General features: G+C 68.0%; 22 protein-coding genes. 17 read left to right on the top strand and 5 right to left on the bottom strand.

From position 1 onward, the window contains the following. Positions 1–110 precede the first annotated feature (110 nt). The gene (locus ALIDE2_RS22380) at positions 111–455 is read left to right on the top strand and encodes an HPF/RaiA family ribosome-associated protein (protein WP_013520914.1); all 345 of its coding nucleotides are present in this window, start codon (positions 111–113) and stop codon (positions 453–455) included. 161 nt (positions 456–616) lie between these two features. Here ALIDE2_RS22380 and gap read toward each other — a convergent pair whose 3' ends face one another. Beyond that, entirely contained in the window at positions 617–1,618 is a 1,002-nt protein-coding gene (gap, locus tag ALIDE2_RS22375; protein ID WP_013520913.1) for a type I glyceraldehyde-3-phosphate dehydrogenase, read from the bottom strand. A gap of 30 nt (positions 1,619–1,648) precedes the next feature. After that, a complete protein-coding gene (tkt, locus tag ALIDE2_RS22370; protein WP_013520912.1) occupies positions 1,649–3,685 on the bottom strand; it encodes a transketolase in 2,037 nt (678 codons plus the stop codon). 74 nt (positions 3,686–3,759) lie between these two features. Here tkt and ALIDE2_RS22365 point away from each other — a divergent pair, with 74 nt between their 5' ends. From ALIDE2_RS22365 to ALIDE2_RS22290, 16 genes are all read left to right on the top strand, one after another. Further along, positions 3,760–4,536, top strand: a complete 777-nt coding sequence (locus ALIDE2_RS22365) for a nucleotidyltransferase family protein (RefSeq protein WP_013520911.1) — start codon at positions 3,760–3,762, stop codon at positions 4,534–4,536. Between the two features lie 5 nt (positions 4,537–4,541). Continuing rightward, the gene (locus tag ALIDE2_RS22360; RefSeq protein ID WP_013520910.1) at positions 4,542–5,450 is read left to right on the top strand and encodes a LysR family transcriptional regulator; all 909 of its coding nucleotides are present in this window, start codon (positions 4,542–4,544) and stop codon (positions 5,448–5,450) included. A gap of 159 nt (positions 5,451–5,609) precedes the next feature. Beyond that, entirely contained in the window at positions 5,610–6,617 is a 1,008-nt protein-coding gene (locus ALIDE2_RS22355; RefSeq protein WP_013520909.1) for a tripartite tricarboxylate transporter substrate binding protein, read from the top strand. A 4-nt stretch (positions 6,618–6,621) separates the two neighbouring features. Continuing rightward, a complete protein-coding gene (locus ALIDE2_RS22350) occupies positions 6,622–7,023 on the top strand; it encodes a Zn-ribbon domain-containing OB-fold protein (RefSeq protein ID WP_013520908.1) in 402 nt (133 codons plus the stop codon). Next, positions 7,020–8,183, top strand: a complete 1,164-nt coding sequence (locus ALIDE2_RS22345; protein WP_013520907.1) for a thiolase — start codon at positions 7,020–7,022, stop codon at positions 8,181–8,183. Before ALIDE2_RS22350 ends, ALIDE2_RS22345 begins: the two co-directional genes overlap by 4 nt. A gap of 10 nt (positions 8,184–8,193) precedes the next feature. Next, positions 8,194–9,372 (top strand): CaiB/BaiF CoA transferase family protein, encoded by a 1,179-nt coding sequence (locus tag ALIDE2_RS22340; protein ID WP_013520906.1) that lies wholly within the window; start codon positions 8,194–8,196, stop codon positions 9,370–9,372. After that, a complete protein-coding gene (locus ALIDE2_RS22335; protein WP_013520905.1) occupies positions 9,373–10,344 on the top strand; it encodes a Bug family tripartite tricarboxylate transporter substrate binding protein in 972 nt (323 codons plus the stop codon). Further along, a complete protein-coding gene (locus ALIDE2_RS22330; RefSeq protein WP_013723213.1) occupies positions 10,344–11,123 on the top strand; it encodes an enoyl-CoA hydratase in 780 nt (259 codons plus the stop codon). The genes ALIDE2_RS22335 and ALIDE2_RS22330 overlap by 1 nt, the downstream gene beginning before the upstream one ends. A gap of 221 nt (positions 11,124–11,344) precedes the next feature. After that, complete coding sequence (locus ALIDE2_RS22325) at positions 11,345–12,727, top strand: aminopeptidase P N-terminal domain-containing protein (RefSeq protein WP_013520903.1); 1,383 nt, start codon at positions 11,345–11,347, stop codon at positions 12,725–12,727. An 81-nt stretch (positions 12,728–12,808) separates the two neighbouring features. Next, positions 12,809–14,245: a pyruvate kinase gene (gene pyk, locus ALIDE2_RS22320; RefSeq protein ID WP_041701749.1), complete on the top strand. Its 1,437-nt coding sequence runs from the start codon at positions 12,809–12,811 to the stop codon at positions 14,243–14,245. A 137-nt stretch (positions 14,246–14,382) separates the two neighbouring features. Further along, positions 14,383–15,447 carry a class II fructose-bisphosphate aldolase gene (gene fba / locus ALIDE2_RS22315; protein ID WP_013723211.1) on the top strand — a complete coding sequence of 355 codons (1,065 nt, stop codon included), beginning with the start codon at positions 14,383–14,385 and terminating at the stop codon, positions 15,445–15,447. 123 nt (positions 15,448–15,570) lie between these two features. Next, complete coding sequence (locus ALIDE2_RS22310; protein WP_013723210.1) at positions 15,571–16,290, top strand: hypothetical protein; 720 nt, start codon at positions 15,571–15,573, stop codon at positions 16,288–16,290. A gap of 54 nt (positions 16,291–16,344) precedes the next feature. Continuing rightward, positions 16,345–17,955 carry a Re/Si-specific NAD(P)(+) transhydrogenase subunit alpha gene (locus ALIDE2_RS22305; RefSeq protein WP_013520899.1) on the top strand — a complete coding sequence of 537 codons (1,611 nt, stop codon included), beginning with the start codon at positions 16,345–16,347 and terminating at the stop codon, positions 17,953–17,955. A gap of 36 nt (positions 17,956–17,991) precedes the next feature. Continuing rightward, on the top strand, positions 17,992–19,404 hold the full coding sequence (gene pntB, locus ALIDE2_RS22300; RefSeq protein ID WP_013520898.1) for a Re/Si-specific NAD(P)(+) transhydrogenase subunit beta: 1,413 nt from the start codon (positions 17,992–17,994) through the stop codon (positions 19,402–19,404). A 90-nt stretch (positions 19,405–19,494) separates the two neighbouring features. Continuing rightward, positions 19,495–21,171, top strand: a complete 1,677-nt coding sequence (locus ALIDE2_RS22295; protein WP_013520897.1) for a long-chain-fatty-acid--CoA ligase — start codon at positions 19,495–19,497, stop codon at positions 21,169–21,171. A gap of 59 nt (positions 21,172–21,230) precedes the next feature. Then, on the top strand, positions 21,231–21,998 hold the full coding sequence (locus tag ALIDE2_RS22290) for a 5'-methylthioadenosine/adenosylhomocysteine nucleosidase (protein WP_013520896.1): 768 nt from the start codon (positions 21,231–21,233) through the stop codon (positions 21,996–21,998). A 68-nt stretch (positions 21,999–22,066) separates the two neighbouring features. Here ALIDE2_RS22290 and ALIDE2_RS22285 read toward each other — a convergent pair whose 3' ends face one another. The 3 genes from ALIDE2_RS22285 to corA form a co-directional block, all read right to left on the bottom strand. Continuing rightward, positions 22,067–22,249, bottom strand: coding sequence for a hypothetical protein (locus ALIDE2_RS22285; protein WP_013520895.1), 183 nt, complete (start codon positions 22,247–22,249; stop codon positions 22,067–22,069). Between the two features lie 299 nt (positions 22,250–22,548). Continuing rightward, positions 22,549–22,785 carry a hypothetical protein gene (locus tag ALIDE2_RS22280; RefSeq protein WP_238530066.1) on the bottom strand — a complete coding sequence of 79 codons (237 nt, stop codon included), beginning with the start codon at positions 22,783–22,785 and terminating at the stop codon, positions 22,549–22,551. Between the two features lie 267 nt (positions 22,786–23,052). After that, positions 23,053–24,039 (bottom strand): magnesium/cobalt transporter CorA, encoded by a 987-nt coding sequence (gene corA, locus ALIDE2_RS22275; RefSeq protein ID WP_013520893.1) that lies wholly within the window; start codon positions 24,037–24,039, stop codon positions 23,053–23,055. Between the last annotated feature and the right edge of the window lie 135 nt (positions 24,040–24,174).

Below are 24,174 nucleotides of genomic sequence, written 5' to 3'. Positions count from 1 at the left end.
GCTCGCCGGCTACCAATAATTGATGCGAATCAAGCCGCCGGCTGCCGGGTGGGGCATGATGGACGGCATGGGGCCTGCATCCGCACCCCGGTTTCACCAAGGAGGAAAACATGCAAATTCAGGTGCATACCAACGACCACATCCAGGGCGGCGAATCGCTGGTGCGCTGGGTGCAGGAAGAGGCCACGACCCGCCTGGCCCGTTTTCGCGAGCATGTGACGCGCGTGGAGGTGTTCCTGTCCGACGTGGACGGCGGCAAGTCCGGCGCGGTCGACAAGCGCTGCGTGATCGAGGCCCGCCCCGCCGGCCGCCAGCCCGTGGCCGCCCATGCCGAGGCGCCCAAGGTGGCCGATGCCTTCGCCGCCGCCGCCGACAAGCTGCTGCGCTCGCTGGGCGACGACATCGCGCGCGCCAAGGACCGCCAGGGGCGCGAGACCATCCGCACCGCAGAGTAAGGATCGCTATCGAATAAGTAGCTTCTTGCGCTTGCTGCAAGGGCGCTAGACCCTGTTTTGGCTCTGAACGGGCCGCAGACACACCATGTGCCTGCGGCCCTTTTTGCAGGGTACAAAAAACGCGCCCGAAGGCGCGTCGCTGTACAGGGAGTGCGAGCGGCTTACTTGCCGGCCATCACGCGCACCATCTCCAGGCACTTGTTGGAGTAGCCCCACTCGTTGTCGTACCAGGCCACGACCTTCACGAAGGTCTTGTCCAGGGCGATGCCGGCGTCGGCGTCGAACACCGAGGTGTGGGTCTCGCCGACGAAGTCGGTGGCCACCACCTTGTCCTCGGTGTAGGCCAGCACGCCCTTGAGGGCGCCCTGCGACTGGGCCTTCATCTCGGCCTTGATCTCGTCGTAGCTGGCTTCCTTCTCCAGCTCCACCGTCAGGTCCACCACCGATACGTCGGAGGTGGGCACGCGGAAGGACATGCCGGTCAGCTTCTTGTTCAGCGACGGGATCACCACGCCCACGGCCTTGGCGGCGCCGGTGCTGCTGGGGATGATGTTCTCCAGGATGCCGCGGCCGCCGCGCCAGTCCTTGTTGGACGGGCCGTCCACGGTCTTCTGCGTGGCGGTGGCGGCGTGCACGGTGGTCATCAGGCCGCGCTTGATGCCCCACTTGTCGTGCAGCACCTTGGCCACGGGGGCCAGGCAGTTGGTGGTGCAGCTGGCGTTGCTGATGATGGCCTGGCCGTCGTAGGTCTTGTGGTTCACGCCGAACACGAACATCGGCGTGTCGTCCTTGGAGGGGGCGGACATCAGCACCTTCTTGGCGCCGGCGGCGATGTGCTTCTCGGCGCTGGCCTTGTCCAGGAACAGGCCGGTGGACTCGATCACGATGTCGGCACCGACCTCGTTCCACTTCAGGTTGGCGGGGTCGCGCTCCTGCGTGAGGCGGATCTTCTTGCCGTTGACGATGAGCGTGTTGCCATCGACCGCGACCTCGCCCTTGAAGCGGCCGTGCACGCTGTCGTACTTGAGCATGTAGGCCAGGTAGTCGGGCTCCAGCAGGTCGTTGATGCCAACGACTTCGATGTCGGAGAAGTTCTGCACGGCAGAGCGCAACACGTTGCGGCCGATGCGGCCGAAGCCGTTGATGCCAATCTTGATCGTCATGGTTAAGCCTCTAGGGATGAAAAAAAAACTTCAGCGCTTGCGCTGCAGCGCGGCACGCACGGTGTCGGCTACGTTCTCGGCCGTGAAGCCGAAGTGCTTGAACAGCACGCCGGCCGGGGCCGACTCGCCGTAGGTGTCGATGCCGACCACGGCGGCGCATCCGTACTTCCACCAGCCGTCGGTCACGCCCATCTCGACGGCGATGCGCGGCAGGCCGGCGGGCAGCACGAGCTGCTTGTACTTCACGTCCTCGCGGTCAAAGGCGGTGGTGCTGGGCATGGAGACCACGCGCACGGCGATCTTGCGCACGGCCAGGAGCTTCTGCGCGGCCAGGGCCAGCTGCACCTCGGAGCCGGTGGCGATGATCACGGCCTGCGCTTTCTTCTTGAGGCCGATGTCTTTCGGCTCCGAGAGGATGTAGGCGCCGCGCGAGATGTCGCCCAGGTCCTTCTTCGGTGCGTAGGGCAGGTTCTGGCGCGAGAGCAGCAGCGCCGTGGGCTTGTCGCGGTTGGACAGGGCCACGCTCCAGGCCACGGCGGTCTCGGCCGTGTCGGCGGGGCGCCAGACGTCCAGGCCGGGGATCAGGCGCAGGCTGGCCGCATGCTCGATGGACTGGTGCGTGGGACCGTCCTCGCCCAGGCCGATGGAGTCGTGCGTGAAAACGTGGATCACGCGCTGCTTCATCAGCGCGGCCATGCGGATGGCGTTGCGGCTGTAGTCGCTGAACGTGAGGAAGGTGCCGCCGTAGGGGATGAAGCCGCCGTGCAGCGCTATGCCGTTCATGATGGCGGCCATGCCGAACTCGCGCACGCCGTAATTGATGTGGCGGCCTACCTGGCCGTCCTCGGTCCTGGCGACGGCGCCGCTGGCCTCCATGCGCAGCGCGGGCGTGCTCTTGGTGTTGGTGAGGTTGGAGCCGGTCAGGTCGGCGCTGCCGCCCAGCAGTTCGGGCAGTGCGGCGGTGAAGGCTTCCAGCGCGATCTGGCTGGCCTTGCGGCTGGCCACGGTCTGGCCTGCAGTGTGCGCCGCCACCACCGTGTCTACGGCCACCTGGGCGAAGTGCTTGGGCAGGTCGCCGGCCATGCGGCGGGACAGTTCGAACGCCAGCTCGGGGTAGGCGGCCTCGTAGGCGGCGAAGCGCAGCGTCCACTCGGCCTCGGCGGCTTGGCCGGCGGCCTTGGCGTCCCAGTCGGCATAGACGGACTCGGGGATCGCGAAGGGCTCGTGCGACCAGCCCAGCGCGGCGCGCGTGAGGTTGATCTCCTCGGCGCCCAGGGGCTCGCCGTGGGCCTTGGCGGTGTTGGCGCGGTTGGGGCTGCCTTTGCCGATGGCGGTCTTGCAGACGATCAGCGTGGGCTTGTCCACGCTGGCCTTGGCCTGGCCAATGGCGGCGGCCACGGCCTCCACGTCGTGCCCGTCCACGGCGTCGATCACGTTCCAGCCGCAGGCGGCGAAGCGCTGGGGCGTGTTGTCGATGAACCAGGGCGCCACCTGGCCGTCGATGCTGATGCCGTTGTCGTCGTACAGCGCGATCAGCTTGTTCAGCTTCCAGGCGCCGGCCAGGCCCACGGCCTCGTGGCTGATGCCCTCCATGAGGCAGCCGTCGCCCAGGAATACGTAGGTGTGGTGGTCCACGATGGCGTGGCCCTCGCGGTTGAACTCGGCGGCCAGCAGCTTCTCGGCCAGCGCGAAGCCCACGGCGTTGGTCACGCCCTGGCCCAGCGGGCCGGTGGTGGTCTCCACGCCCGGGGTGATGCCGTGCTCGGGGTGGCCGGCGGTCTTGCTGTGCAGCTGGCGGAAGTTCTTCAGCTCCTGCAGGGGCAGGTCGTAGCCCGTGAGGTGCAGCAGCGCGTACAGCAGCATCGAGGCGTGGCCGTTGGACAGCACGAAGCGGTCGCGGTCCATCCACTGCGGGTTGGTGGGGTTGTGCTTCAGATGCCGGCCCCACAGCGCCACGGCCATGTCGGCCATGCCCATGGGGGCGCCGGGGTGGCCGGAGTTGGCTTGTTGAACGGCATCCATTGCGAGTGCGCGGATCGCATTCGCCATTTGTTGTGCATTGGCCATGAAAGTGGAAAGGGGCTGGGGCAAAGCCCAGCATTTTACCGGGGTGCACCAGAGGGAGCGCCGGCGGCAGGGCGATGCACTACAGTGCGGCCATGCACACACAGCCTCCCGCCCTGCTGCTGGCCGCCGGCCGCGGGGAGCGCATGCGCCCGCTCACCGACCACACCCCCAAGCCCTTGCTGCAGGTGCAGGGCCGGCCGCTGCTGGAGTGGCACCTGCAGGCGCTGGCCGATGCCGGCGTGGCGCGCGTGGTGGTCAACACGGCCTGGCTGGGAGAGCAGATTTCAAGCCATTTTGGCCCCCGGCCATTACTGGGCGGGCGCGAGCAGCTATCGATTTCATATTCGCACGAGGGCCGCGACTTCGGCCGCGCGCTGGAGACGGCCGGCGGCATCGCGCGCGCGCTGCCGCTGCTGGGCGGCGCGGTGTTCTGGCTGGCGGCGGGCGACGTGTTCGCGCCGGATTTCCGCTTCGACCCCGAGGCCGCCCGGCGGTTCGCCGCTGGCGGCGCGCTGGCCCACCTGTGGCTGGTGGAGAACCCGCCGCATCACCCCCGCGGGGACTTCGGCCTGTCCCCGCAGGGGCTGGTGCTGAACCTGCCCGAGGGCGATGCGCGGGAGCGCTTCACCTACAGCACCATCGCCCTGCTGCGCGTCGAACTGTTCGCCGCGCCCTGGTGCGACATTCCCGCCGGCAACCCCGAGGGCCTGGCCGCGCCGCTGGCGCCGCTCTTGCGCCGCGCCATGGATGCCGGGCGCGTGACGGGCGAGCTTTACCGCGGGCGCTGGACGGACGTGGGCACGCCCGGGCGCCTTGCCGCGCTGAACGCCACGGCCCCGTCCCAGGGGTAGCCGCCATGCGCTACGAGCTCTCGGACCTGCGGCTGTTCCTGGAGATCGCACAGGCGCGCAGCCTGACGGCGGGAGCCGCGGCGGTCTTCATCACGCCGTCGGCCGCGAGCTACCGGCTCAAGAACCTGGAGCAGGCGCTGGGCACGGCGCTGTTCGAGCGCACGCCCAGGGGCATGGACCTGACCCCCGCGGGCGACGCGATGCTGCTGCACGTGCGCGAGCTGTTCGAGGGCGTGGAGCGCATGCAGAGCGACGTCGGCCGGTTCATCTCGGGCGTCAAGGGGCATGTGCGGCTCATTGCCAACAGCAGCTCCCTCAACGGCTTCGTGACGCCGACGCTGGGACGCTTCCTGGTCGCCTATCCGGGCATCGATGCGGAGATCGAGGAGCGCCAGAGCGAGACCATCCCGGCGGCGGTGCTCGCGCGCGAGGCTGACGTGGGCATCTTCGCGGGGCCTTCGTCCGTGCAGGGGCTGGCCACCCACCCCTATGCCGTCGACCGCCTGGTCATCGTCACGCCGCGCGACCACGTGCTGGCCTCGCAGTCCAGCCTGTGCCTGGGCGCGGCGCTGGAGTTCGACTTCGTCTGCATGGCGCGCACCAGCAGCAACTACCTGTTCCTGCGCGATACCGCGCAGAAGTACGGCAAGACCGTGCGCGCGCGCCTGCATGCGCACGGCTTCGACGCCGTGCTGTCGCTGGTGGCCGCGGGCGTGGGCATAGCGCTCATGCCCAGGAGTGTGCTCGGCGGCCGCCTGCAGCCGGATCAGGTCGCGGTCCTGCCGCTCGACGAGCCCTGGGCCCTGCGCGAGCTGAGCCTGGTCGTGCGGCAGGACGCCAGGTTCCCGGGCTTCATCACGGAGTTCGTGAACTTCCTGCTCGAAGACCCGCAGGTCGCCATGACCCGCGCCTGATCCCCGCGCGGCTGGCTCCGGCCGTTCGAAATTCTCCAAGACAGCGTTCGAATCTTTGCGATGGAACGGGCGCAGGGCCGTTCCTACACTGGGGCAGCGCCGCATCAGGCGTTCGGCGGTGCCGGTCGCGCACCCAGACAACACGCAAGGAGACAACACATGGATTTCACGCTGTTCCACAGGGCCCGCTCCATGGCCCGCGCCGCCGCGCTGTGCGGCCTGGCCCTGGCGGCCTCGGCCATGCCGGCCCACGCGCAAGGCGGCGCCTATCCGGCCAAGCCGGTCACGGTGGTCGTGGCCTTTCCGCCGGGCGGCATGACGGACATCGTCAGCCGCGCGCTGGCCAAGGAATTGCAGGAAAGGCTCAAGCAGCCCTTCGTCGTGGAAAACCGCCCGGGCGGCGCGGGCCAGGTGGGCACGGAATACGTGGCCCGGCAGTCCGCCGATGGCTACACCCTGCTGGTGGGCGCGACCGGCTACGTGATCGCGCCCGCGATGAAGAAGGTGGGCTACGACCCGCTCAAGAGCCTGGAGCCCGTGGCCGTGCTGGCCAGGGCGCCCAACCTGATCGTGGTGAACCCCGGCGTGCCGGCTAAGAATGCCCAGGAATTCCTGGCCTGGGCGAAGAAGCAGCCCAACATCCCCTTCGGCACCGCGGGGGCCGCGGGCTCCACCCACCTGGGCGGCGAGTGGCTGCGCAAGGTCACGGGCTACCAGTTCACCCACGTGCCGTACAAGGGCGCGGCGCCGGCGACGAACGATGCCGTGGCGGGCCAGATCCCCATGGCGGTGCAGGACTCGATGAGCGTGTCGGCCTTCATCACGTCGGGCCGCCTGCGCCCGATCGCGAACCTGGCGGCCGAGCGCAGCAAGCTGTTCCCCGAGCTGCCGACGCTGCGCGAGGCGGGCGCTCAGTTCAAGGACTTCGACGTCTATACCTGGCTGGGCTTGTACGCCCCCGCCGGCACGCCGGCGCCGGTGCTCGCGCTGCTCAACGGCGAGATCAACAGGATCATGAACTCGCCCGAGATGACCGAGCGCCTGCGCCTGCAGTACAGCGAGCCGCTGGGCGTGAAGGACCTGGCGCAGACGCGCAGCTTCGTCGCGGCCGAGGTCGCCAAGTGGAAGCGCGTCGTGCTCGAAACCGGCGTCAGCGCGGAGGAGTGAACGCATGACGGATATCGGTGCGCCGCAATCGGCCGTGGCCAGTGCCTGCGACCAGCGCTACTTCGGTGCGCTGGCCGAGGGGCGGTTCGAAATTCCGCGCTGCCTGTCCTGCGGCAGGTTCCACTTCTACCCGCGCGTGTGCTGCCCGCACTGCGGCTCGCAGGATCTTGAGTGGGTCGCGCCCTCGGGCAATGGCACGGTGTACTCGGTGACCATCGTGCGCCGCGCGGAAGGGGACTACACGGTGGTGCTGGTCGATCTGGAAGAAGGCCCGCGCCTCATGAGCCGCGTGGTCGGCATGCCGGTGGAGCAGGTGCGCATCGGCCTGCCGGTGCGCACCCGCATCGATGCCATGGCGGACGGGCCGCTGCTGGTCTTCACGGCGCGCGGGGAGGTGCGGACATGAATACGCACGCATCACGCGGCTCCATCGCCATCCTGGGCACGGGCCTGGCCGGCATGGGCCATGCCGGCGGCGCCACCGAGCAGGAAATCATCGCCCGGGCCTCCTGCCTGGCGATAGAGCGCAGCGGCCTCGCCAAGTCCGACATCGACGGCATCATCACCTCCAGCCTCACCTCGCCGTGGTGGGTGATGCGCATGGCCGAGTACCTGGGGATACGGCCGCGCTTCTCCGATAGCACCATGTTCGGCGGCTCGGCCTTCATCGCCGACCTGAAGATCGCGCAGATGGCCATCGACGCGGGCGAGTGCGAGAACGTGCTCATCTGCTACGGCGCCACGCCGCGCAGCGCGCCCAGCAGCTCGCGCATCAACCAGATGCGCGCCGAGCTCGACCCGCAGCCCTACGAGCACCCGTACAAGGCCTTCAACCCCGTTTCCAGCTACGCGCTGGCCGCGGCGCGGCACATGTACGAGTACGGCACGACACGCAGGCAGCTGGCCGAGGTGGCGGTGGCCGCGCGCAAGTGGGCGCAGCTCAACCCGGACGCGTTCTCCAAGAAACCGCTCGGCGTGGACGACGTGCTCAACGCCAGGATGATCTCGGACCCGTTCACCGCGCTCGACTGCTGCCTGGTCACGGACGGTGCGGGCGCCATCGTCGTCACCTCGGCGCGGCGCGCCAAGGCACTGCACGCCAGGCCCATCTACGTGCTGGGCAGCGGCTTCGCGCACTGGCATCGCCAGATCTCGTGCATGGAAGACCTTACGGTGACCCCGGCCGTGGAGTCCGGGCGCAAGGCGTTCGCGCAGGCGGGCCTGCAGCCGCGCGACATCGACGTGGTGGAGCTCTACGACGCCTTCACCATCAACCCCATCCTGTTCCTGGAGGACCTGGGCTTCTGCAGGAAGGGCGAGGGCGGCGCCTTCGTCGAGGGCGGCCGCATCGAGCCGGGCGGCGCGTTCCCCATGAACACCAACGGCGGCGGGCTCTCCTGCGTGCACCCGGGCATGTACAGCATCTTCCTGATCATCGAGGCGGTGACGCAGCTGCGCGGCGAGGGCATGGCCAGGCAGGTCGCCGGCGCGGAAACCGCGCTGGTGCATGGCAACGGGGGCGTGCTGTCCAGCGAGGCCACGGCCATCCTGTCGTCACAGTTGTAGGGGGTACGTGATGCTTGCGAATGCACTGCAAGGGGTGCGGGTGATCGACCTGTCCCGCATCCTGGCCGGGCCCTGGTGCACCCAGAACCTGGCGGACCTGGGCGCCGACGTGCTCAAGATCGAGCGGCCCGTCCAGGGCGACGACACGCGCGGCTGGGGGCCGCCCTTCGCCACGGCCGGATCCGGCGAAAAGGTGGCGGCCTATTTCCTGTCCTGCAACCGCGGCAAGCAGTCGGTGACGGCGGACTTTGCCGACGCTGCCGACCGCGACTGGCTGCTGCGCCAAGTCCGGGACGCGGACGTGCTGGTGGAGAACTACAAGGTCGGCACGCTCGCGAAATACGGCCTGGACTACGCATCGCTGGCCGCGATCAACCCGGGCCTGATCTACCTGTCCGTCACCGGCTTCGGCCAGAGCGGCCCCTTCGCCCACAAGCCGGGTTACGACTACATCTTCCAGGGCATGGGCGGCCTGATGAGCTACACCGGCATCGCGGACGGCGAGCCGGGCGCGGGACCCTTGCGCACCGGCGTGGCCGTGGTGGACCTGATGACCGGCATGTACGCCACCAGCGCGGTGCTGGCGGCGCTGGTGCAGCGCGCTCGCACGGGCCGCGGCCAGCACCTGGACATCGCCCTGCTCGACGTGGCCGTGGCCATGAACGCCAACCAGGCGAGCAACTACCTCGTGTCGGGCGAGAGCCCGGCGCGCATCGGCAACACGCACCCGAACCTGGCGCCCTACGAGGTGTTCGCCTGCGCCGACGGCCACGTCATCCTGGCCATCGGCAACGACACGCAGTTCGTGGCGTTCTGCCGGCTCATGGGCGCGGACTGGCACCTGCAGCCCGACTTCGCGACCAATGCCGGCAGGCTTACGCACCTCAAGCGGCTGCGCCCGCTGCTGCGCGAGAAGCTGGCGGCCTGGCGGGTCGAGGCGCTGGGCCGGGCGCTCGACGAGCACGGCATCTCGTGGGGAAACGTCAACGACATGGAGCAGGTGTTCGCCCACCCCCAGGTGCGGCACCGGCAGATGCTGCAGACCGTCGATCACCCGCAGCTGGGCACGCTCAGGCTGGTGCGCAACCCCATGGTGCCCGCGGGCCGGGATGCCCCGGTCACCCCGCCACCCGTACTCGGGCCCGCAGCCAGGCCCAGGACCCATCAACCCGTAAACCAGGAGACTTGAGTGACACACGTGAAGAAGACATTGCTGGCGGTCGCGCTGTGCGCGGCCACCGCGCCCGCCGCATGGGCCGCCGGCTACCCCGAGCGCCCCGTGCGCCTGATCGTGCCCTACGCCGTGGGCGGCGCGACCGATGTGATCGGGCGCGTCGTGGCGCGCTACCTCGGCGAGGAGCTGGGGCAGTCCGTCGTGGTGGAGAACAAGCCCGGCGCCGGCGGCAGCACCGGCTCGCTCCACGCATCCAAGCAGCCCGCGGACGGCTATACGCTGGTGATGATGGTGGAGAGTTCGCACGCGGTGAACCCCAACGTCTACGCCAAGCCGGCCTACGACCCGGTGAAGGACTTCACGCCCATCAGCAACATCGCCAACGTGCCCGGCGTGATGGTGGTCGGCTTCGACTCGGCCTACAAGTCGGTCCGGGACGTGGTGGAGGCCGCGCGCAAGGCGCCGGGCAAGCTCAACTACGGGTCGTCGGGCAATGGCGGGTACAGCCATTTGAGCGGGGCGCTGTTCGGCAACACCACGGGCACGCAGATCACCCATGTGCCCTACAAGGGACTGGGCCCCGCCCTCAACGACCTGATGGCCAAGCAGATCGACGTGGTGTTCGACAACATGCCCTCGTCCGGCGGCCTGATCGCCGGCAAACAGCTGCGCGCGCTGGCGGTCTCCAGCCCGAAGCGGCTGGCCAGCCTCCCCGACGTGCCCACCTATGCCGAGGCGGGCCTCAAGCCCATGAACGAGATGTCCTGGTACGGGATCGGGGCGCCGGCCAACCTGGACCCGGCCATCCTGGCCAGGCTGAGCACCGCGCTGAAGAAGACGCTGCAGAATCCGGAGCTGGTCAAGACCATCGAACAGCAGTCGGCCATCGTGGACTACCAGACGCCGCAGCAGTTCAAGGAAACGGTGGAGCGCTCCAACAAGGCCTGGGCGCGCCTCGTCAAGGACATCGGTTTCGAGAAAATGTGATGGGTGAAAAAGCCATGTATTCCCAGATTTCCTACCCCACGCCAGCGACTGCCGTCCTGACCATCGCCGACGCGGGCCCGCTCAACGTGCTGAGCACGCCCGTGATCCGCGCCCTGACGGCGCAATTGGGCGAGCTGGCGGAAAACAGCGAGCTGCACTGCCTGGTGCTGCGCGGTTCGGGCTCGCGCGCCTTCATCGCGGGCGCCGACATCAAGGAGATGGCCGCGCTCACGGCGTCCACGGGGCGCGCCTTCATCAGTGCACTGCGCGACCTGTGCAACGCCGTGCGCCACTTCCCCGTGCCGGTCATCGTGCGCCTGGAAGGGCATACGCTGGGCGGCGGCCTGGAGCTGGCCATGGCCGGCGACCTGCGCATCGCCGCGGATGACGCCGTCGTCGGCATGCCCGAGGTCAAGGTGGGCATCCCCTCGGTGATCCACGCCGCCATGATGCCCGCGCAGATCGGCGCGGCGCGCGCCGCCTGGCTGCTGCTCACGGGCGAGAACATCCCCGCCACCCAGGCCCAGCAATGGGGCCTGATCAACGAATGCGTGCCCAGGGACAGGCTCGACGAGCGCATCCTGGAGATCGCCGCAGGGCTGGCGCAGATCGGCCCCGTGGTGCTGCGCCAGCAAAAGCGCCTGCTGCGCCGCTGGGAGTGCATGACCGTGGACGCGGCCATCGACGACAGCATCGCCGAGTTCGGCGAGGCCTTCAAGACGGGCGAGCCGCAGCACCACATGAACGCGTTCCTCGAACGGAAGAACAAGCGTTCCTGAGAGCCTATTCATGGTCTTGTCATGGTGCCCGTTGCCCCGCAAAGGCAGCGTCTGCGGCGTTGCAAATCCTCGCCGGGCCACCAGCCCGGCTGCGGTTTGCGCCTTGCATCCACTGCCTTTGCGGGGCAACGGGCACCATGACAAGACCATGAACAGGCTCTGCCTGCCCGCGGTGGGGGCAGGCGCGCGCGCCGCGGCGGCGGCGCACAGTACGATAGTGCATGACCTCCATCTACACCCAACGCCGTGCGCGCCTGGCGGCTCAGCTGGGCGCGGGCGGCATCGCCATCGTGCCCACCGCGCCGCAGTACGGCCGCAACCGCGACAGCGAGTACCTGTACCGCCACGACAGCTACTTCTACTACCTCACCGGCTTTACCGAGCCGGATGCCTGGCTGGTGCTGAGCGCCGAGGGCGAGAGCACGCTGTTCTGCCAGCCCAAGGACCTGGAGCGCGAGATCTGGGACGGCTACCGCCTCGGCCCGGAGGCGGCCGTGGCGGCCCTGGACGTGAACGCCGCGCATTCCGTGGCCGAGCTCGATGCGCGCCTGCCGCGCCTGCTGGAAAACCGCAGCCAGGTCTGGTTCCCGTTCGCCACCCATGCGGGTCTGGCGGCGCGCGTGGAGGGCTGGATGGACCAGGTGCGCGCGCGCGTGCGCTACGGCGCGCTGTGCCCGGCGCAGCAGGGCGACCTGTGCGAGCTGCTCGACGAGATGCGCCTGATCAAGGATGCGCATGAACTCGCCATCATGCGCCGCGCCGGCGCCATCAGCGCGCGCGCCCACGTGCGCGCCATGCAGAGGAGCAGCCGCATGCTGCGCGCGGGCGAGGACGTGCGCGAGTACCACCTGGACGCCGAGCTCCTGCACGCCTTCCGCGAAGAGGGCTCGCAGTATCCCGCCTACAGCTCCATCGTGGCCTCGGGCGCCAATGCCTGCGTGCTGCACTACCGCGCCGACACCGCGCCCGTGCGCGCGGGCGAGCTGGTGCTGATCGACGCCGGCTGCGAGCTCGACGGCTACGCATCGGACATCACGCGTACCTTCCCGGCAGACGGGCGCTTCACCGGCCCGCAGCGCGCCCTGTACGACCTTGTGCTGGAAAGCCAGAAAGCCGCTATCGCCGCGATACGGCCCGGCAGGCGCTTCAACGACCCGCACGATGCTGCCGTGGCCGTGCTGGCCCAGGGCATGCTGGACCTCGGGCTGCTCGACAAGGACAAGGTGGGCGGCGTGCAGGACGTGATCGACAAGCGCGCCTATTTCCAGTTCTACATGCACCGCACCGGCCACTGGATGGGCATGGACGTTCACGACTGCGGCAGCTATGTCGAGCCCGGCGAGGTGGGCCGGGTGAGCGAACGCAAGGATCCGCTGTCGGGCGAGCTGATCAAGGACCGCCCCAGCCGCATCCTGCGCCCGGGCATGGTACTGACCGTGGAGCCTGGCATCTACGTGCGCCCCGCGCCGGGCGTGCCCGGGCAGTTCCACGGCATAGGCATACGCATCGAGGACGACGCCGTCGTCACCGATGACGGCTGCGAGCTCATGACGCGCGGCGTGCCGGTGGAGGGCGACGAGATCGAGGCGCTGATGCGGGCATGACGGCGTGATTTGGAAACCGTCTTGTAACCTGTTTTGTGTAAAAATCGAAACTCGATTACATCCACTGAGAGAGACATGTTCATGCGAAGCCGCCGCGCCACCAAAATCGTCGCCACCCTGGGCCCCGCCTCCAGCGACCCGCTGCTGCTGGAGCAGATGATCGCGGCGGGCGTGAACGTGGTGCGCTTGAACTTCAGCCACGGCAAGGCGCGCGACCACGTGGAGCGCGCCGCCAAGGTGCGCGAGGCCGCCCAGCGCGCCGGGCGCGAGGTGGCCATCATGGCCGACCTGCAGGGCCCCAAGATCCGCGTGGGCAAGTTCGCCGAGGGGCGCGTGCACCTGGAGGTGGGGCAGCCGTTCGTCCTCGACGCCTCGCGCACCGAGCCCGGCGACCTGCAGGGCGTGGGGCTGGACTACAAGGAGCTGCCGCGCGACGTGAGGGCGGGCGACGTGCTGCTGCTCAACGACGGCCTGATCGTGCTGCAGGTCGATGCGGTGCGCGGCGAGGCCGTGCACACCACGGTGAGGATAGGCGGCGAGCTGTCCAACAACAAGGGCATCAACAAGCAGGGCGGGGGCCTGACGGCGCCGGCCCTCACGGCCAAGGACATGGAGGACATCAAGACGGCGATGAGCTTCCAGGCCGACTACGTGGCCGTGAGCTTTCCCAAGAACGCCACCGACATGGAGATGGCGCGCCAGCTGTGCAACGTGGCGGCCGCCGAGTTCCGCCACAAGCCCGGGCTGATCGCGAAGATAGAGCGCGCCGAGGCCATTCCGCGCCTCGAAGAGATCCTGCACGTATCCGACGGCATCATGGTCGCGCGCGGCGATCTGGCCGTGGAGGTGGGCAACGCCGCCGTGCCGGCGCTGCAGAAGAAGATGATCCGCATGGCGCGCGACATGGACAAGGTCGTGATCACCGCCACCCAGATGATGGAGAGCATGATCTCCAACCCCGTGCCCACGCGCGCCGAGGTCAGCGACGTGGCCAACGCCGTGCTCGACGGCACCGACGCCGTGATGCTCAGCGCCGAGACGGCCGCCGGCAAGTATCCGCTGGAGACGGTGCAGGAGATGGCCAAGATCTGCGCCGCCGCCGAGGCCGCAGAGGACCCCGACCGCGACGCCGACTTCGACGGCCAGACGGCGGGCCGCGTCGACCAGTCCGTGGCCATGGGCGCGCTGTTCACCGCCCACCACCTGGGCGCCAAGGCCATCGTGGCCATGACCGACAGCGGCTCCACGGCCCTGTGGATGAGCCGCCACCGCATCCACATCCCGATCTACGCGCTGACGCCCAAGGTGGCCACGCAGCGGCGCATGGCCATGTTCCGCAATGTGCGCCCCCTGCTCATGGACACCAGCGCCGACCGCGACACGGCCCTGGAGCAGGCCGAGAACCACCTGAAGATGCGCAACATCGTGCAGCAGGGCGACCTGTACGTGATTACCTGCGGCGAGCCCATGGGCGCGCCGGGCGGCACGAACATGCTCAAGATCTGCCGGGCGCGGTGAGCGCGGCGCCGCCCCACCCGCGCCGGTCGGCCGGGCATGGGGCGATCGCGCGGGCTGGCAGTGGCGGGTGGGTAGAATCGGCGGTTACCAGGCGGTTACCGCCGCTTTCTCCTCAACCTTCGAACGGATCCATCGCCATGCCTCTCGTCTCGATGCGCGAACTGCTCGACCATGCCGCCGACAGCGGCTATGGCATTCCCGCCTTCAACGTCAACAATCTGGAGCAGGTGCAGGCCGTGATGGCCGCGGCCGACGAGGTGGGCGCACCCGTCATCCTCCAGGCTAGCGCCGGTGCGCGCAAGTACGCGGGCGAGAGCTTCATCAAGTACCTGATCCTGGCGGCGGCCGAGGCCTATTCGCACATCCCGCTGGTCATGCACCAGGACCACGGCACCTCGCCCGCCGTGTGCGAGGGTGCGCTCAAGCTCGGCTTCGGCTCGGTGATGATGGACGGCAGCCTCAAGGAGGACGGCAAGACGCCGGCCGACTTCGACTACAACGTGCGCGTGACGCGGCAGGTGGTCGAGATGGCCCACAAGGTCGGCGCCACCGTCGAGGGCGAGCTCGGCTGCCTGGGCAGCCTGGAGACCGGCGAGGCCGGCGAGGAAGACGGCATCGGCGCGGCCGGCAAGCTCAGCCACGCCCAGATGCTGACCGACCCCGAGGAGGCCGCGCAGTTCGTCAAGACCACGCAGCTCGACGCCCTGGCGATCGCCATCGGCACCAGCCACGGCGCCTACAAGTTCACGCGCCCGCCCACGGGCGACGTGCTGGCGATTTCGCGCGTCAAGGAAATCCACGCGCGCATCCCCAACACCCACCTGGTGATGCACGGCTCCTCGTCCGTGCCGCAGGATCTGCTGGACATCATCAACCAGTACGGCGGCAAGATGAAGCAGACCTACGGCGTGCCGGTCAAGGAGATCCAGGAGGCCATCAAGCATGGCGTGCGCAAGATCAACATCGACACCGACATCCGCATGGCCATGACCGGCGCTGTGCGCAAGTTCCAGGCCGAGAACCCCGACAAGTTCGACATGCGCGAGTGGATGAAGCCGGCGCGCGAGGCCGCCAAGGCGATCTGCAAGCAGCGCTACCTGGAGTTCGGCTGCGAAGGCCAGGGCGCCAAGATCAAGGGCCATACCTTGGAGCAGATGGCGCAGAAATACGCCGCGGGCGCACTGGGCCAGGTCGTCAACTAAGGCCTCGTTCCCTCCCTCCGAAGATCGGCAGCCTGTGGCTGCCGATTTTTTTGAGGTTTGCGCATCATGTAAGCTCGCGGTCAGCATGGCCATGCCCATCGCGTGCCTCAACCCTTTGCTTCCATGACGCTGACGAGTTCGATTATCCGGCGCCTGCTGCCCTGCGCCCTGGTGGTGCTGGCGGCTTGCGCACCCCTGTCTCCCACGCAGACTGAGTACCCGGTGGGCCGTGCGAGCCTGGCGCTGCCGCCGGGGGTGTGGGAAGACCTGGGCGCGGCCGACGAGGCCATCGAGGTGCTGCCGGCGCCCGCAAGCACCATGGCCCTGCAGGCCCGCGCCGTGGCGCTGCGTGGCGCGCGCCAGGAGCTGCTGGCGGTGCTGCGCGTGCATACCAACCGCGACAACCATCCCCGCGACCCCGTGTACTGGACGGGCCGCTGCCCGCAGCAGGAGGGCCTGATGGTGGAGGACGCCACCCGCGGCAGCACGGTGCGCGTGGACTGCCTGCGCTTCAAGCGCCGGGCCGACGGCACGCAATGGCTGGAAAAGAACGACCCGGATTTCGCGCGGTGGCTCGATCGCCGCAAGATCGTCATGGGCAAGCCATATTCATACTTGAGCTACCGCTATGCCGCTACGGGCAGCGCCGTGGTGGAGGTGGATGTGCTGGTGGACCCGCGGCTGTTGACCCCCGTGGCCCGCAACAACCATGAATTCCTGGCGGCAGGCTGGCCGGCGCTGCAATGGGGTCGCGATCTGGCGCAGGCCGTGCGCGTGAGCACGGGCATGATGGACGGCTACCTGGCGATTCCGCCCTTCCCGTTCGCGATCCCCATACCCTGATGCTCCACCGCATCGGCATGGCATAACAATTTTCAAACTTCGAGGAGAACAAGCATGCAGACCAGTCCAACCCCGCCGGTGCAGCGCATCGGCGTGCCCAGGGAAACCTTCCCGGGCGAGAAGCGCGTGGCCACCGTCCCCGACGTGGTGGAAAAGCTCATCAAGCTCGGCTTCACCGTTGCCGTCGAATCGGGCGCGGGCGACGCCGCCAACTTCAGCGACGAGGCCTACCGCGCCGCCGGCGCCGAGGTGCTGCCCGATGCCGCCGCGCTGTGGGCCGCGTCGGACATCGTGCTCAAGGTGCGTCCGCCGAGCAGCGAGGAAGCGGCGCTGATGCGCGAGGGCGGCATGCTCATCGGCTTCGTCTGGCCGGCACAGAACCCCGACCTGATGCAGCAGCTCGCCGCGAAGAAGGCCACCGTGCTGGCCATCGACTGCCTGCCGCGCACGCTCAGCCGGGCGCAGAAGATGGACGCGCTCACCTCCACGGCAGGCGTGTCCGGCTACCGCGCCGTGATCGAGGCGGCGAACGCCTTCGGCCGCTACTTCAACGGCCAGATCACGGCCGCGGGCAAGGTGCCCCCGGCCAAGGTATTCATCGCCGGCGCCGGCGTGGCGGGCCTGGCGGCCATCGGCACGGCGGCCAACCTGGGCGCCATCGTGCGCGCCAACGACACGCGCGCCGAGGTGGCCGACCAGGTGAAATCGCTGGGCGGTGAGTTCGTCAAGGTGGACTACGAGGAAGAAGGCTCGGGCGGCGGCGGCTACGCCAAGGTCATGAGCGAGGGCTTCCAGGCCGCGCAGCGCCAGATGTACGCCACCCAGGCCAAGGACGCGGACATCATCATCACCACCGCGCTGATCCCCGGCAAGCCGGCCCCCAAGCTCATCACCGCCGAGATGGTGCAGAGCATGAAGCCCGGCAGCGTGATCGTGGACATGGCCGCCGAGCAGGGCGGCAACTGCGAGCTCACGGTGCCCGGCGAGGCCGTGGTGCGCCACGGCGTGACCATCATCGGCTACACCGACCTGGCCTCGCGCCTGGCCAAGCAGTCGTCCACGCTGTACGCCACGAACCTGCTGCGCCTCGTGGAAGAGCTGTGCAAGGCCAAGGACGGCCATGCCGTGGTCAACATGGAGGACGACGCGATCCGCGGCCTCACCGTGATCAAGGACGGCTCCGTCACCTGGCCCGCCCCGCCGCTGAAGGCGCCGCCCGCGCCGGCGCCCAAACCTGCCGCCGTCGCGCCCGTGGAGCAGAAGAAGGGCGGCCATGGCCATGGCAGCACCGGCCCGCTGCCGGCCACCACCCTGGCCGTCATCTTCGCCGTGGCGGCGGTGCTGTTCTGGTTCATCGGCGCCTATGCGCCCGCGGCCTTCCTGGGACACTTCACAGTGTTCGTGCTCGCCTGCTTCATCGGCTACATGGTGGTGTGGAACGTCACGCCCGCGCTGCACACGCCCTTGATGAGCGTGACCAACGCCATCTCCAGCATCATCGCCATCGGCGCGCTGGTGCAGATCGCGCCGCCCGAAGCAGGGGCGAGCGGGCGCCCCGACGGGCTGATCCTTTGGCTGGCCTTTGCAGCGCTGGTGCTCACGGCCGTCAACATGTTCGGCGGCTTTGCCGTGACGCGCCGCATGCTCGCCATGTTCCGCAAATAAGAACCAGATAAGAACCATAAGAAAAGGAAGACGAACATGTCCCAGAGCCTCGCCACGGTGGCCTACATCGGCGCCACCATCCTGTTCATCCTCAGCCTGGGTGGTCTGTCCAACCCGGAAACCTCGCGCCGCGGCAACCTGTTCGGCATGATCGGCATGGCGCTGGCCGTGCTGGCCACGGTGTTCGGCCCGCGCGTCAGCCCCTCAGGGCTGGCCTGGATCGTCGGCGCGCTGGTCATCGGCGGCGGCATCGGCCTGTATGCGGCCAGGATCGTCAAGATGACGCAGATGCCCGAGCTGGTCGCGCTCATGCACAGCCTCGTGGGCCTGGCGGCCTGCCTCGTGGGCTTCGCCAGCTACGTCGATACCTCGATCCAGTTGGAAGGCGCGGAGAAGGCCATCCACGAGGTGGAGATCTACGTCGGCATCCTGATCGGCGCGGTCACCTTCTCGGGCTCGCTCATCGCCTTCGGCAAGCTCGCCGGCAAGATCGGCGGCAAGCCGCTGCTGCTGCCCGCGCGCCACTGGCTCAACCTCGCCGCGCTGCTGGTGGTGATCTGGTTCGGCCGCGAGTTCCTCAACGCCCACGACGTGCAGGCGGGCATGCCGGCGCTGGTCGTGATGACGGTGATCGCGCTGCTGTTCGGCGTGCACATGGTCATGGCCATCGGCGGCGCCGACATGCCGGTGGTGGTGTCCATGCTCAACAGCTACTCGGGCTGGGCGGCGGCGGCCACGGGCTTCATGCTCTCCAACGACCTGCTGATCGTCACCGGCGCGCTCGTGGGCTCGTCGGGCGCCATCCTCTCCTACATCATGTGCAACGCGATGAACCGCAACTTCATCAGCGTGATCGCGGGCGGATTCGGCTCGGGCGGCGGCGCGCCGGCGAAGAAGGGCGACGCCGCCGAGCCCCAGGGCGAGGTGGTGCCCATCAGCGCTGCCGAGACCGCGGAGCTGCTGCGCGAGGCCAAGAGCGTCATCATCGTGCCCGGCTACGGCATGGCCGTGGCCCAGGCCCAGCACACGGTGTACGAGATCACGCAGACCCTGCGCGAGAAGGGCGTCAACGTGCGCTTCGCCATCCACCCCGTGGCGGGCCGCATGCCGGGCCACATGAACGTGCTGCTGGCCGAGGCCAAGGTGCCCTACGACATCGTGATGGAGATGGACGAGATCAACGAGGACTTCCCCGACGCGGACGTGGCCATGGTCATCGGCGCCAACGACATCGTGAACCCCAGCGCGCTCGAAGACCCGGCCAGCCCCATCGCCGGCATGCCGGTGCTGGAGGTGTGGAAGGCCAAGACCTCGATCGTGATGAAGCGCTCCATGGCCTCGGGCTACGCCGGCGTGGACAACCCGCTGTTCTACAAGGAGAACAACCGCATGCTGTTCGGCGATGCCAAGAAGATGCTGGACGAGGTGCTGGTTACGCTCAAGGGCTGACGGGGCATAATCGGCCAATAAAAAGTACGACCGTGCGGATTTTTCCAGCACGGTTTTTCATATTCGATGAATTCATCAGGAGACTTGGAGATGACCGACCGACCATGGCTGGCGGCCTATCCGCAGGGCGTGCCTGCCGATATCGACCCGACGCAGTACCAGTCGCTGGTGCAGCTGATGGAGCAGGCCTTTCGCGACTATGCGGACCGCACCGCCTACAGCTTCATGGGCAAGGACATCAGCTTTGGCGAGACCGATGCCCTGAGCCGCCGCCTCGCCGCTTACCTGCAGAGCCTGGGCCTGGCGCGCGGCGACCGCGTGGCCCTGATGATGCCCAACGTGCCGCAGTACCCCATCGCCGTGGCGGCGGTGCTGCGCGCGGGTTTCGTGGTGGTGAACGTGAACCCGCTGTACACGCCGCGCGAGCTGGAGCACCAGCTCAAGGACTCGGGCGCCAAGGCCATCGTCATCATCGAGAACTTCGCCGCCACGCTGCAGGCCTGCATCGCCCACACGGCCGTCAAGCACGTGGTGCTGTGCGCCATGGGCGACCGGCTGGGGCTCAAGGGGCTGCTCGTCAACTACGTGGTGCGCAACGTCAAGAAGCTGGTGCCGCCCTACCAGCTGCCGGGCGCGGTGCGCTTCAACGACGCGCTGGCCAAGGGCGCGTCGGCCGCGTTCAGCCAGCCCGAGCTCGCCCCCGACGACATCGCGCTGCTGCAGTACACGGGCGGCACCACGGGCGTCAGCAAGGGCGCGGTGCTGCTGCACCGCAACGTGATCGCCAACGTGCTGCAGTCCGAGGCCTGGAACGCGCCCGCCACGAGCAAGATCCCGGCCGGCGAGCAGCCCACGGCCGTGTGCGCGCTGCCGCTCTACCACATCTTCGCCTTCACGGTGAACATGATGCTCTCCATGCGCACGGGCGGAAAGACCATCCTGATCCCCAACCCGCGCGATCTGGCGGCCGTGCTCAAGGAGCTGTCCAGGCACCGCTTCCACAGCTTCCCGGCCGTGAACACGCTGTTCAACGGCTTGGCCAACCATCCCCAGTTCAACACGGTGGACTGGAGCCACCTGAAGGTCTCGGTGGGCGGCGGCATGGCCGTGCAGGCGGCCGTGGCCAAGCTGTGGCTGGAGAAGACCGGCTGCCCCATCTGCGAGGGCTACGGCCTGTCGGAAACCAGCCCCTCGGTCAGCTGCAACCCGGTCACGGCCAAGGAGTTCTCGGGCACCATCGGCGTGCCCATTCCCAGCACGTACATGCGTATCCTCGACGACGACGGGCATGACATCTCGGCCACCGGCCAGCCCGGCGAGATCGCCATCAAGGGCCCGCAGGTCATGGCCGGCTACTGGCAGCGGCCCGACGAGACCGCCAAGGTCATGGCCGAGGACGGCTACTTCAAGACCGGCGACATCGGCACTATGGACGAGCGCGGCTACTTCAAGGTGGTGGACCGCAAGAAGGACATGGTGCTGGTCAGCGGCTTCAACGTCTACCCCAACGAGGTGGAGGACGTGGTGGCACTGATGCCCGGCGTGCTGGAGTGCGCCGTGGTTGGCGTGCCCGACGACAGGACCGGCGAGGCTGTCAAGCTCGTCATCGTGAAGAAGGATCCGGTGCTGACCGAGGCGCAGGTGCGCGAGTTCTGCAAGGCCAATCTCACGGGCTACAAGCAGCCCAAGGTGGTCGAGTTCCGCACGGAGCTGCCCAAGACCCCCGTGGGCAAGATCTTGCGCCGCGAGCTGCGCGACAAGAAGTAGCGCAGCCGCCAACCGCTGCAGAGCCGGGATAATCCCGGCTTTTTCACGTCCGCCCCGCCATGACCACCGCCATCCTCAGCGCCCTGTCCGAAGAGCAGGGCAGCCTCGTCCACGCTCTGGCTCAGCCCGAGCGCGTCATGCATGCCGGCCGCGCCTTCTGGCGCGGCGGCCTGCAGGGGCAGCCCGTGGTGCTGGCGCTGTCGGGCATCGGCAAGGTGGCGGCAGCGACCACGGCCACGGTGCTGGCCGAGCGCTTCGGCGTGGAGCGCATCGTGTTCACCGGCGTGGCCGGTGGCCTGGGCGCGGGCGTGCAGGTGGGCGACGTGGCCGTGGCGCATGGTTTCCTACAGCACGACATGGATGCCTCGCCCATCTTCCCGCGCTGGGAGCTGCCCGGCTACGGCATGGCGCGCATGCCCTGCGATGCAGGGTTGACCGCTATGCTATTCGAAGCTGTAAATGATTATTTGACAAGGGGTAAGGGCGGTTTTGATCCTCAAAATCCGGGGATCGGGCACAGCCATGCGTCGCGCGTGCACCAGGGGCTGATCGTCAGCGGCGACCGCTTCGTCTCCACCTCGGCCGAATCCGGCGCGCTGCGCCAAGCGCTGGCCGCGGCCGGCCATGAGGCGCTAGCCGTGGAGATGGAGGGCGCGGCCGTGGCCCAGGTGTGCCACGACTATGGCCTGCCCTTCGCGGCCGTGCGCACCATCTCGGATCGCGCCGACGATGGCGCCCACGTGGACTTCCCGCATTTCGTGCGGCACGTGGCCAGCCGCTATGCCGACCACATCATCCGGGAATTCCTGCGATTGCTCTCGAAATAAGAGCTACTGGCGCTTTCGTATAAAGCGCTGGAGGTGGATTTGGCTCATGACCTTGCGGCCAGGGTTATTCACGGCAGCTCCTCGGCCAGCACCAGCACCGCCGCGCGCCCGGGCAGTTGCAGCCGGTCGCGGCCGTCGCGCTGCAGGTAGGGCGCTAGGTGCTCCAGCAGGTGCACGGCCTGGGCCACACGCTCGCTCGCATGCGGGCCGCCGAAGATGCTGACGCCTCCGGTGGTGAACGGCGCGTCCATGGGAACCCCTATCGCGGCCATACTGCTGTGCGCACCCGAGGTCACCGCCGCGCTGCTGGAGGTGGACGCCGACGGCTGCCAGCAGCGTGCCAGCACACGCTGCCCAGGAGCTGCAGGCCGGGAGCGGGTGCGCTGGTCATGGGGACGATCGTGCGGGGCGTGGGCATGCATCGTAGGCAGGTGCCCGGGGGCTGCGCAACACCCCGGACGGGGAATGTTGTGAGCGTCCACTGTTTTCCAGGGCCGCAGTGCTGTGTGGCCTCCGGTTCAGGCTCGGTAAGGGGTCTGCGCGCTGTCCGTCAGAGCGGGCGGGGTCCGAGCACCTGCCTGAACCAGGGTTGGATCGCGAGAAACACGATGTTCTCGTCGCAGTGGATGCTGTGCCGGATGCGCTTGGTGAACTGGCGGTGGCGGGGGACGGCCAGGGCCCGCATGACGACTGTGGCCGCGGTGATGGCGAGCGGCAGTCCCACGATCGCCATGACGATGGGCAATTGGATCGTCCGCATGTTCTCGATGAAGGATTGATTCGACACCTCTTCGGCACTGCTTCAAAACGCCCCTGGGTCGCAAGGCCGGAACGCATGGATGGCGGGTGGAGCCACGGGTGCCATCTTGGGCGGCGGGCGTTTCGCAGGCGTTGCTCGAAGCCTCCGGCCCGTGGCGGAACGTTTCCCGGCCGTACCCTTTGGCTTATTTGCTATAAAAATATAGCTGTTAGCGCTTGTTTAGCAAAGATTTCAGCCGTATTTTGCTGTAATCCATGGACCAGGTGCTTATGCGGCCGACGGCTTGCAGGCCGGCTACTTCAACCAGCCGCGCTTGCGGAAGTACAGCATGGGCACCACGGCGCTGGCGATCATGAGCGCGATGGCGTAGATGTAGCCATGCTCCCATTCCAGCTCGGGCATGGCGCGGAAGTTCATGCCGTAGACGCTGGCGATCAAGGTGGGCGGCAGCAGCGCCACGCTGGCCACCGAGAAGATCTTGATGATCTTGTTCTGGTTGATGTTCAGGAAGCCGACCGTGGCATCCATGAGGAAGTTGATCTTGTCGAACAGGAACTGCGTGTGGCTGTCGAGCGACTCAATGTCGCGCAGGATCTGGCGCGCGTCCTCGAATTGCTCGGCGTTGAGCATCTTGCTGCGCATCATGAAGCTCACGGCGCGGCGCGTGTCCAGCATGTTGCGGCGGATGCGGCCGTTCAGGTCCTCCTGCCAGGCGATGTCGGCCAGCACGCGCTGGGCGTGGTCGTCGGTCACGTGGCCCTCGAGCACCTGGGTGCTGACCTTTTTCAGGTCGTCGTAGATGCCTTCGAGCGTGTCGGCGGAATATTCGACGTCGGTGTCGAACAGCGACAGCAGCACTTCCTTGGCATCCTCGATGAGCCCCGGCGCGCGGCGCGCGCGCATGCGCAGCAGGCGGAACACAGGGATGTCCTCATCGTGGATGGAGAACAGCACGCCGCAGCTCTTGAGCCCGGTGTTGTGCTGGTTCAGGATGAAGGCCACGCGCACCGAGCGCGGCTCCTCGTCATCGTCCACCAGGAAGTCGCTGCGGATGTGCAGCTCGCCGTTGTCTTCCTCGTAGAAGCGCGCCGACTCCTCGATGTCCTCGTCCATCGCGTCCTCGGGGATGGACAGGCCGTAGTGCTGCTTGATCCAGCGCTTTTCCTCCAGCGTGGGCGACTCCAGGTCCACCCAGATCGGCTGGAAGCGCGCCAGCTCTTCCAGGGACTCGATTTCTTCCTGGACCAGCCGGCCATTGGCGAGCGAAAAGATGTTGAGCATGGCTCACTTTCCCGGTTGTTTTTGTGGTGTCTGCAAGGGGGATGGGGTGCTTTCAGCCCCTCGGCAGTCCGGGAGGCTGAAAGCTACCAACTGGGGTAGCTTTCCATGGCGCTATTTCCTGAATGTGTAAGCTAG

Origin of the sequence: Alicycliphilus denitrificans K601 (genome assembly GCF_000204645.1) — a bacterium.
Lineage (GTDB): Bacteria > Pseudomonadota > Gammaproteobacteria > Burkholderiales > Burkholderiaceae_C > Alicycliphilus > Alicycliphilus denitrificans.
This window is presented reverse-complemented; position numbering and strand designations above follow the sequence as displayed.

Coding starts and splice junctions, on each gene's coding strand:
- pyk (WP_041701749.1), top strand. CDS start 12,809: ATGCGAAGCCGCCGCGCCACCAAAATCGTCGCCACCCTGGGCCCCGCC.
- ALIDE2_RS22360 (WP_013520910.1), top strand. CDS start 4,542: ATGCGCTACGAGCTCTCGGACCTGCGGCTGTTCCTGGAGATCGCACAG.
- ALIDE2_RS22355 (WP_013520909.1), top strand. CDS start 5,610: ATGGATTTCACGCTGTTCCACAGGGCCCGCTCCATGGCCCGCGCCGCC.
- ALIDE2_RS22365 (WP_013520911.1), top strand. CDS start 3,760: ATGCACTACAGTGCGGCCATGCACACACAGCCTCCCGCCCTGCTGCTG.
- ALIDE2_RS22305 (WP_013520899.1), top strand. CDS start 16,345: ATGCAGACCAGTCCAACCCCGCCGGTGCAGCGCATCGGCGTGCCCAGG.
- ALIDE2_RS22325 (WP_013520903.1), top strand. CDS start 11,345: ATGACCTCCATCTACACCCAACGCCGTGCGCGCCTGGCGGCTCAGCTG.
- ALIDE2_RS22345 (WP_013520907.1), top strand. CDS start 7,020: ATGAATACGCACGCATCACGCGGCTCCATCGCCATCCTGGGCACGGGC.
- ALIDE2_RS22295 (WP_013520897.1), top strand. CDS start 19,495: ATGACCGACCGACCATGGCTGGCGGCCTATCCGCAGGGCGTGCCTGCC.
- ALIDE2_RS22340 (WP_013520906.1), top strand. CDS start 8,194: ATGCTTGCGAATGCACTGCAAGGGGTGCGGGTGATCGACCTGTCCCGC.
- ALIDE2_RS22380 (WP_013520914.1), top strand. CDS start 111: ATGCAAATTCAGGTGCATACCAACGACCACATCCAGGGCGGCGAATCG.
- ALIDE2_RS22285 (WP_013520895.1), bottom strand. CDS start 22,249: ATGGACGCGCCGTTCACCACCGGAGGCGTCAGCATCTTCGGCGGCCCG.
- gap (WP_013520913.1), bottom strand. CDS start 1,618: ATGACGATCAAGATTGGCATCAACGGCTTCGGCCGCATCGGCCGCAAC.
- tkt (WP_013520912.1), bottom strand. CDS start 3,685: ATGGCCAATGCACAACAAATGGCGAATGCGATCCGCGCACTCGCAATG.
- ALIDE2_RS22290 (WP_013520896.1), top strand. CDS start 21,231: ATGACCACCGCCATCCTCAGCGCCCTGTCCGAAGAGCAGGGCAGCCTC.
- pntB (WP_013520898.1), top strand. CDS start 17,992: ATGTCCCAGAGCCTCGCCACGGTGGCCTACATCGGCGCCACCATCCTG.
- ALIDE2_RS22330 (WP_013723213.1), top strand. CDS start 10,344: ATGGGTGAAAAAGCCATGTATTCCCAGATTTCCTACCCCACGCCAGCG.
- corA (WP_013520893.1), bottom strand. CDS start 24,039: ATGCTCAACATCTTTTCGCTCGCCAATGGCCGGCTGGTCCAGGAAGAA.
- ALIDE2_RS22310 (WP_013723210.1), top strand. CDS start 15,571: ATGACGCTGACGAGTTCGATTATCCGGCGCCTGCTGCCCTGCGCCCTG.
- ALIDE2_RS22350 (WP_013520908.1), top strand. CDS start 6,622: ATGACGGATATCGGTGCGCCGCAATCGGCCGTGGCCAGTGCCTGCGAC.
- fba (WP_013723211.1), top strand. CDS start 14,383: ATGCCTCTCGTCTCGATGCGCGAACTGCTCGACCATGCCGCCGACAGC.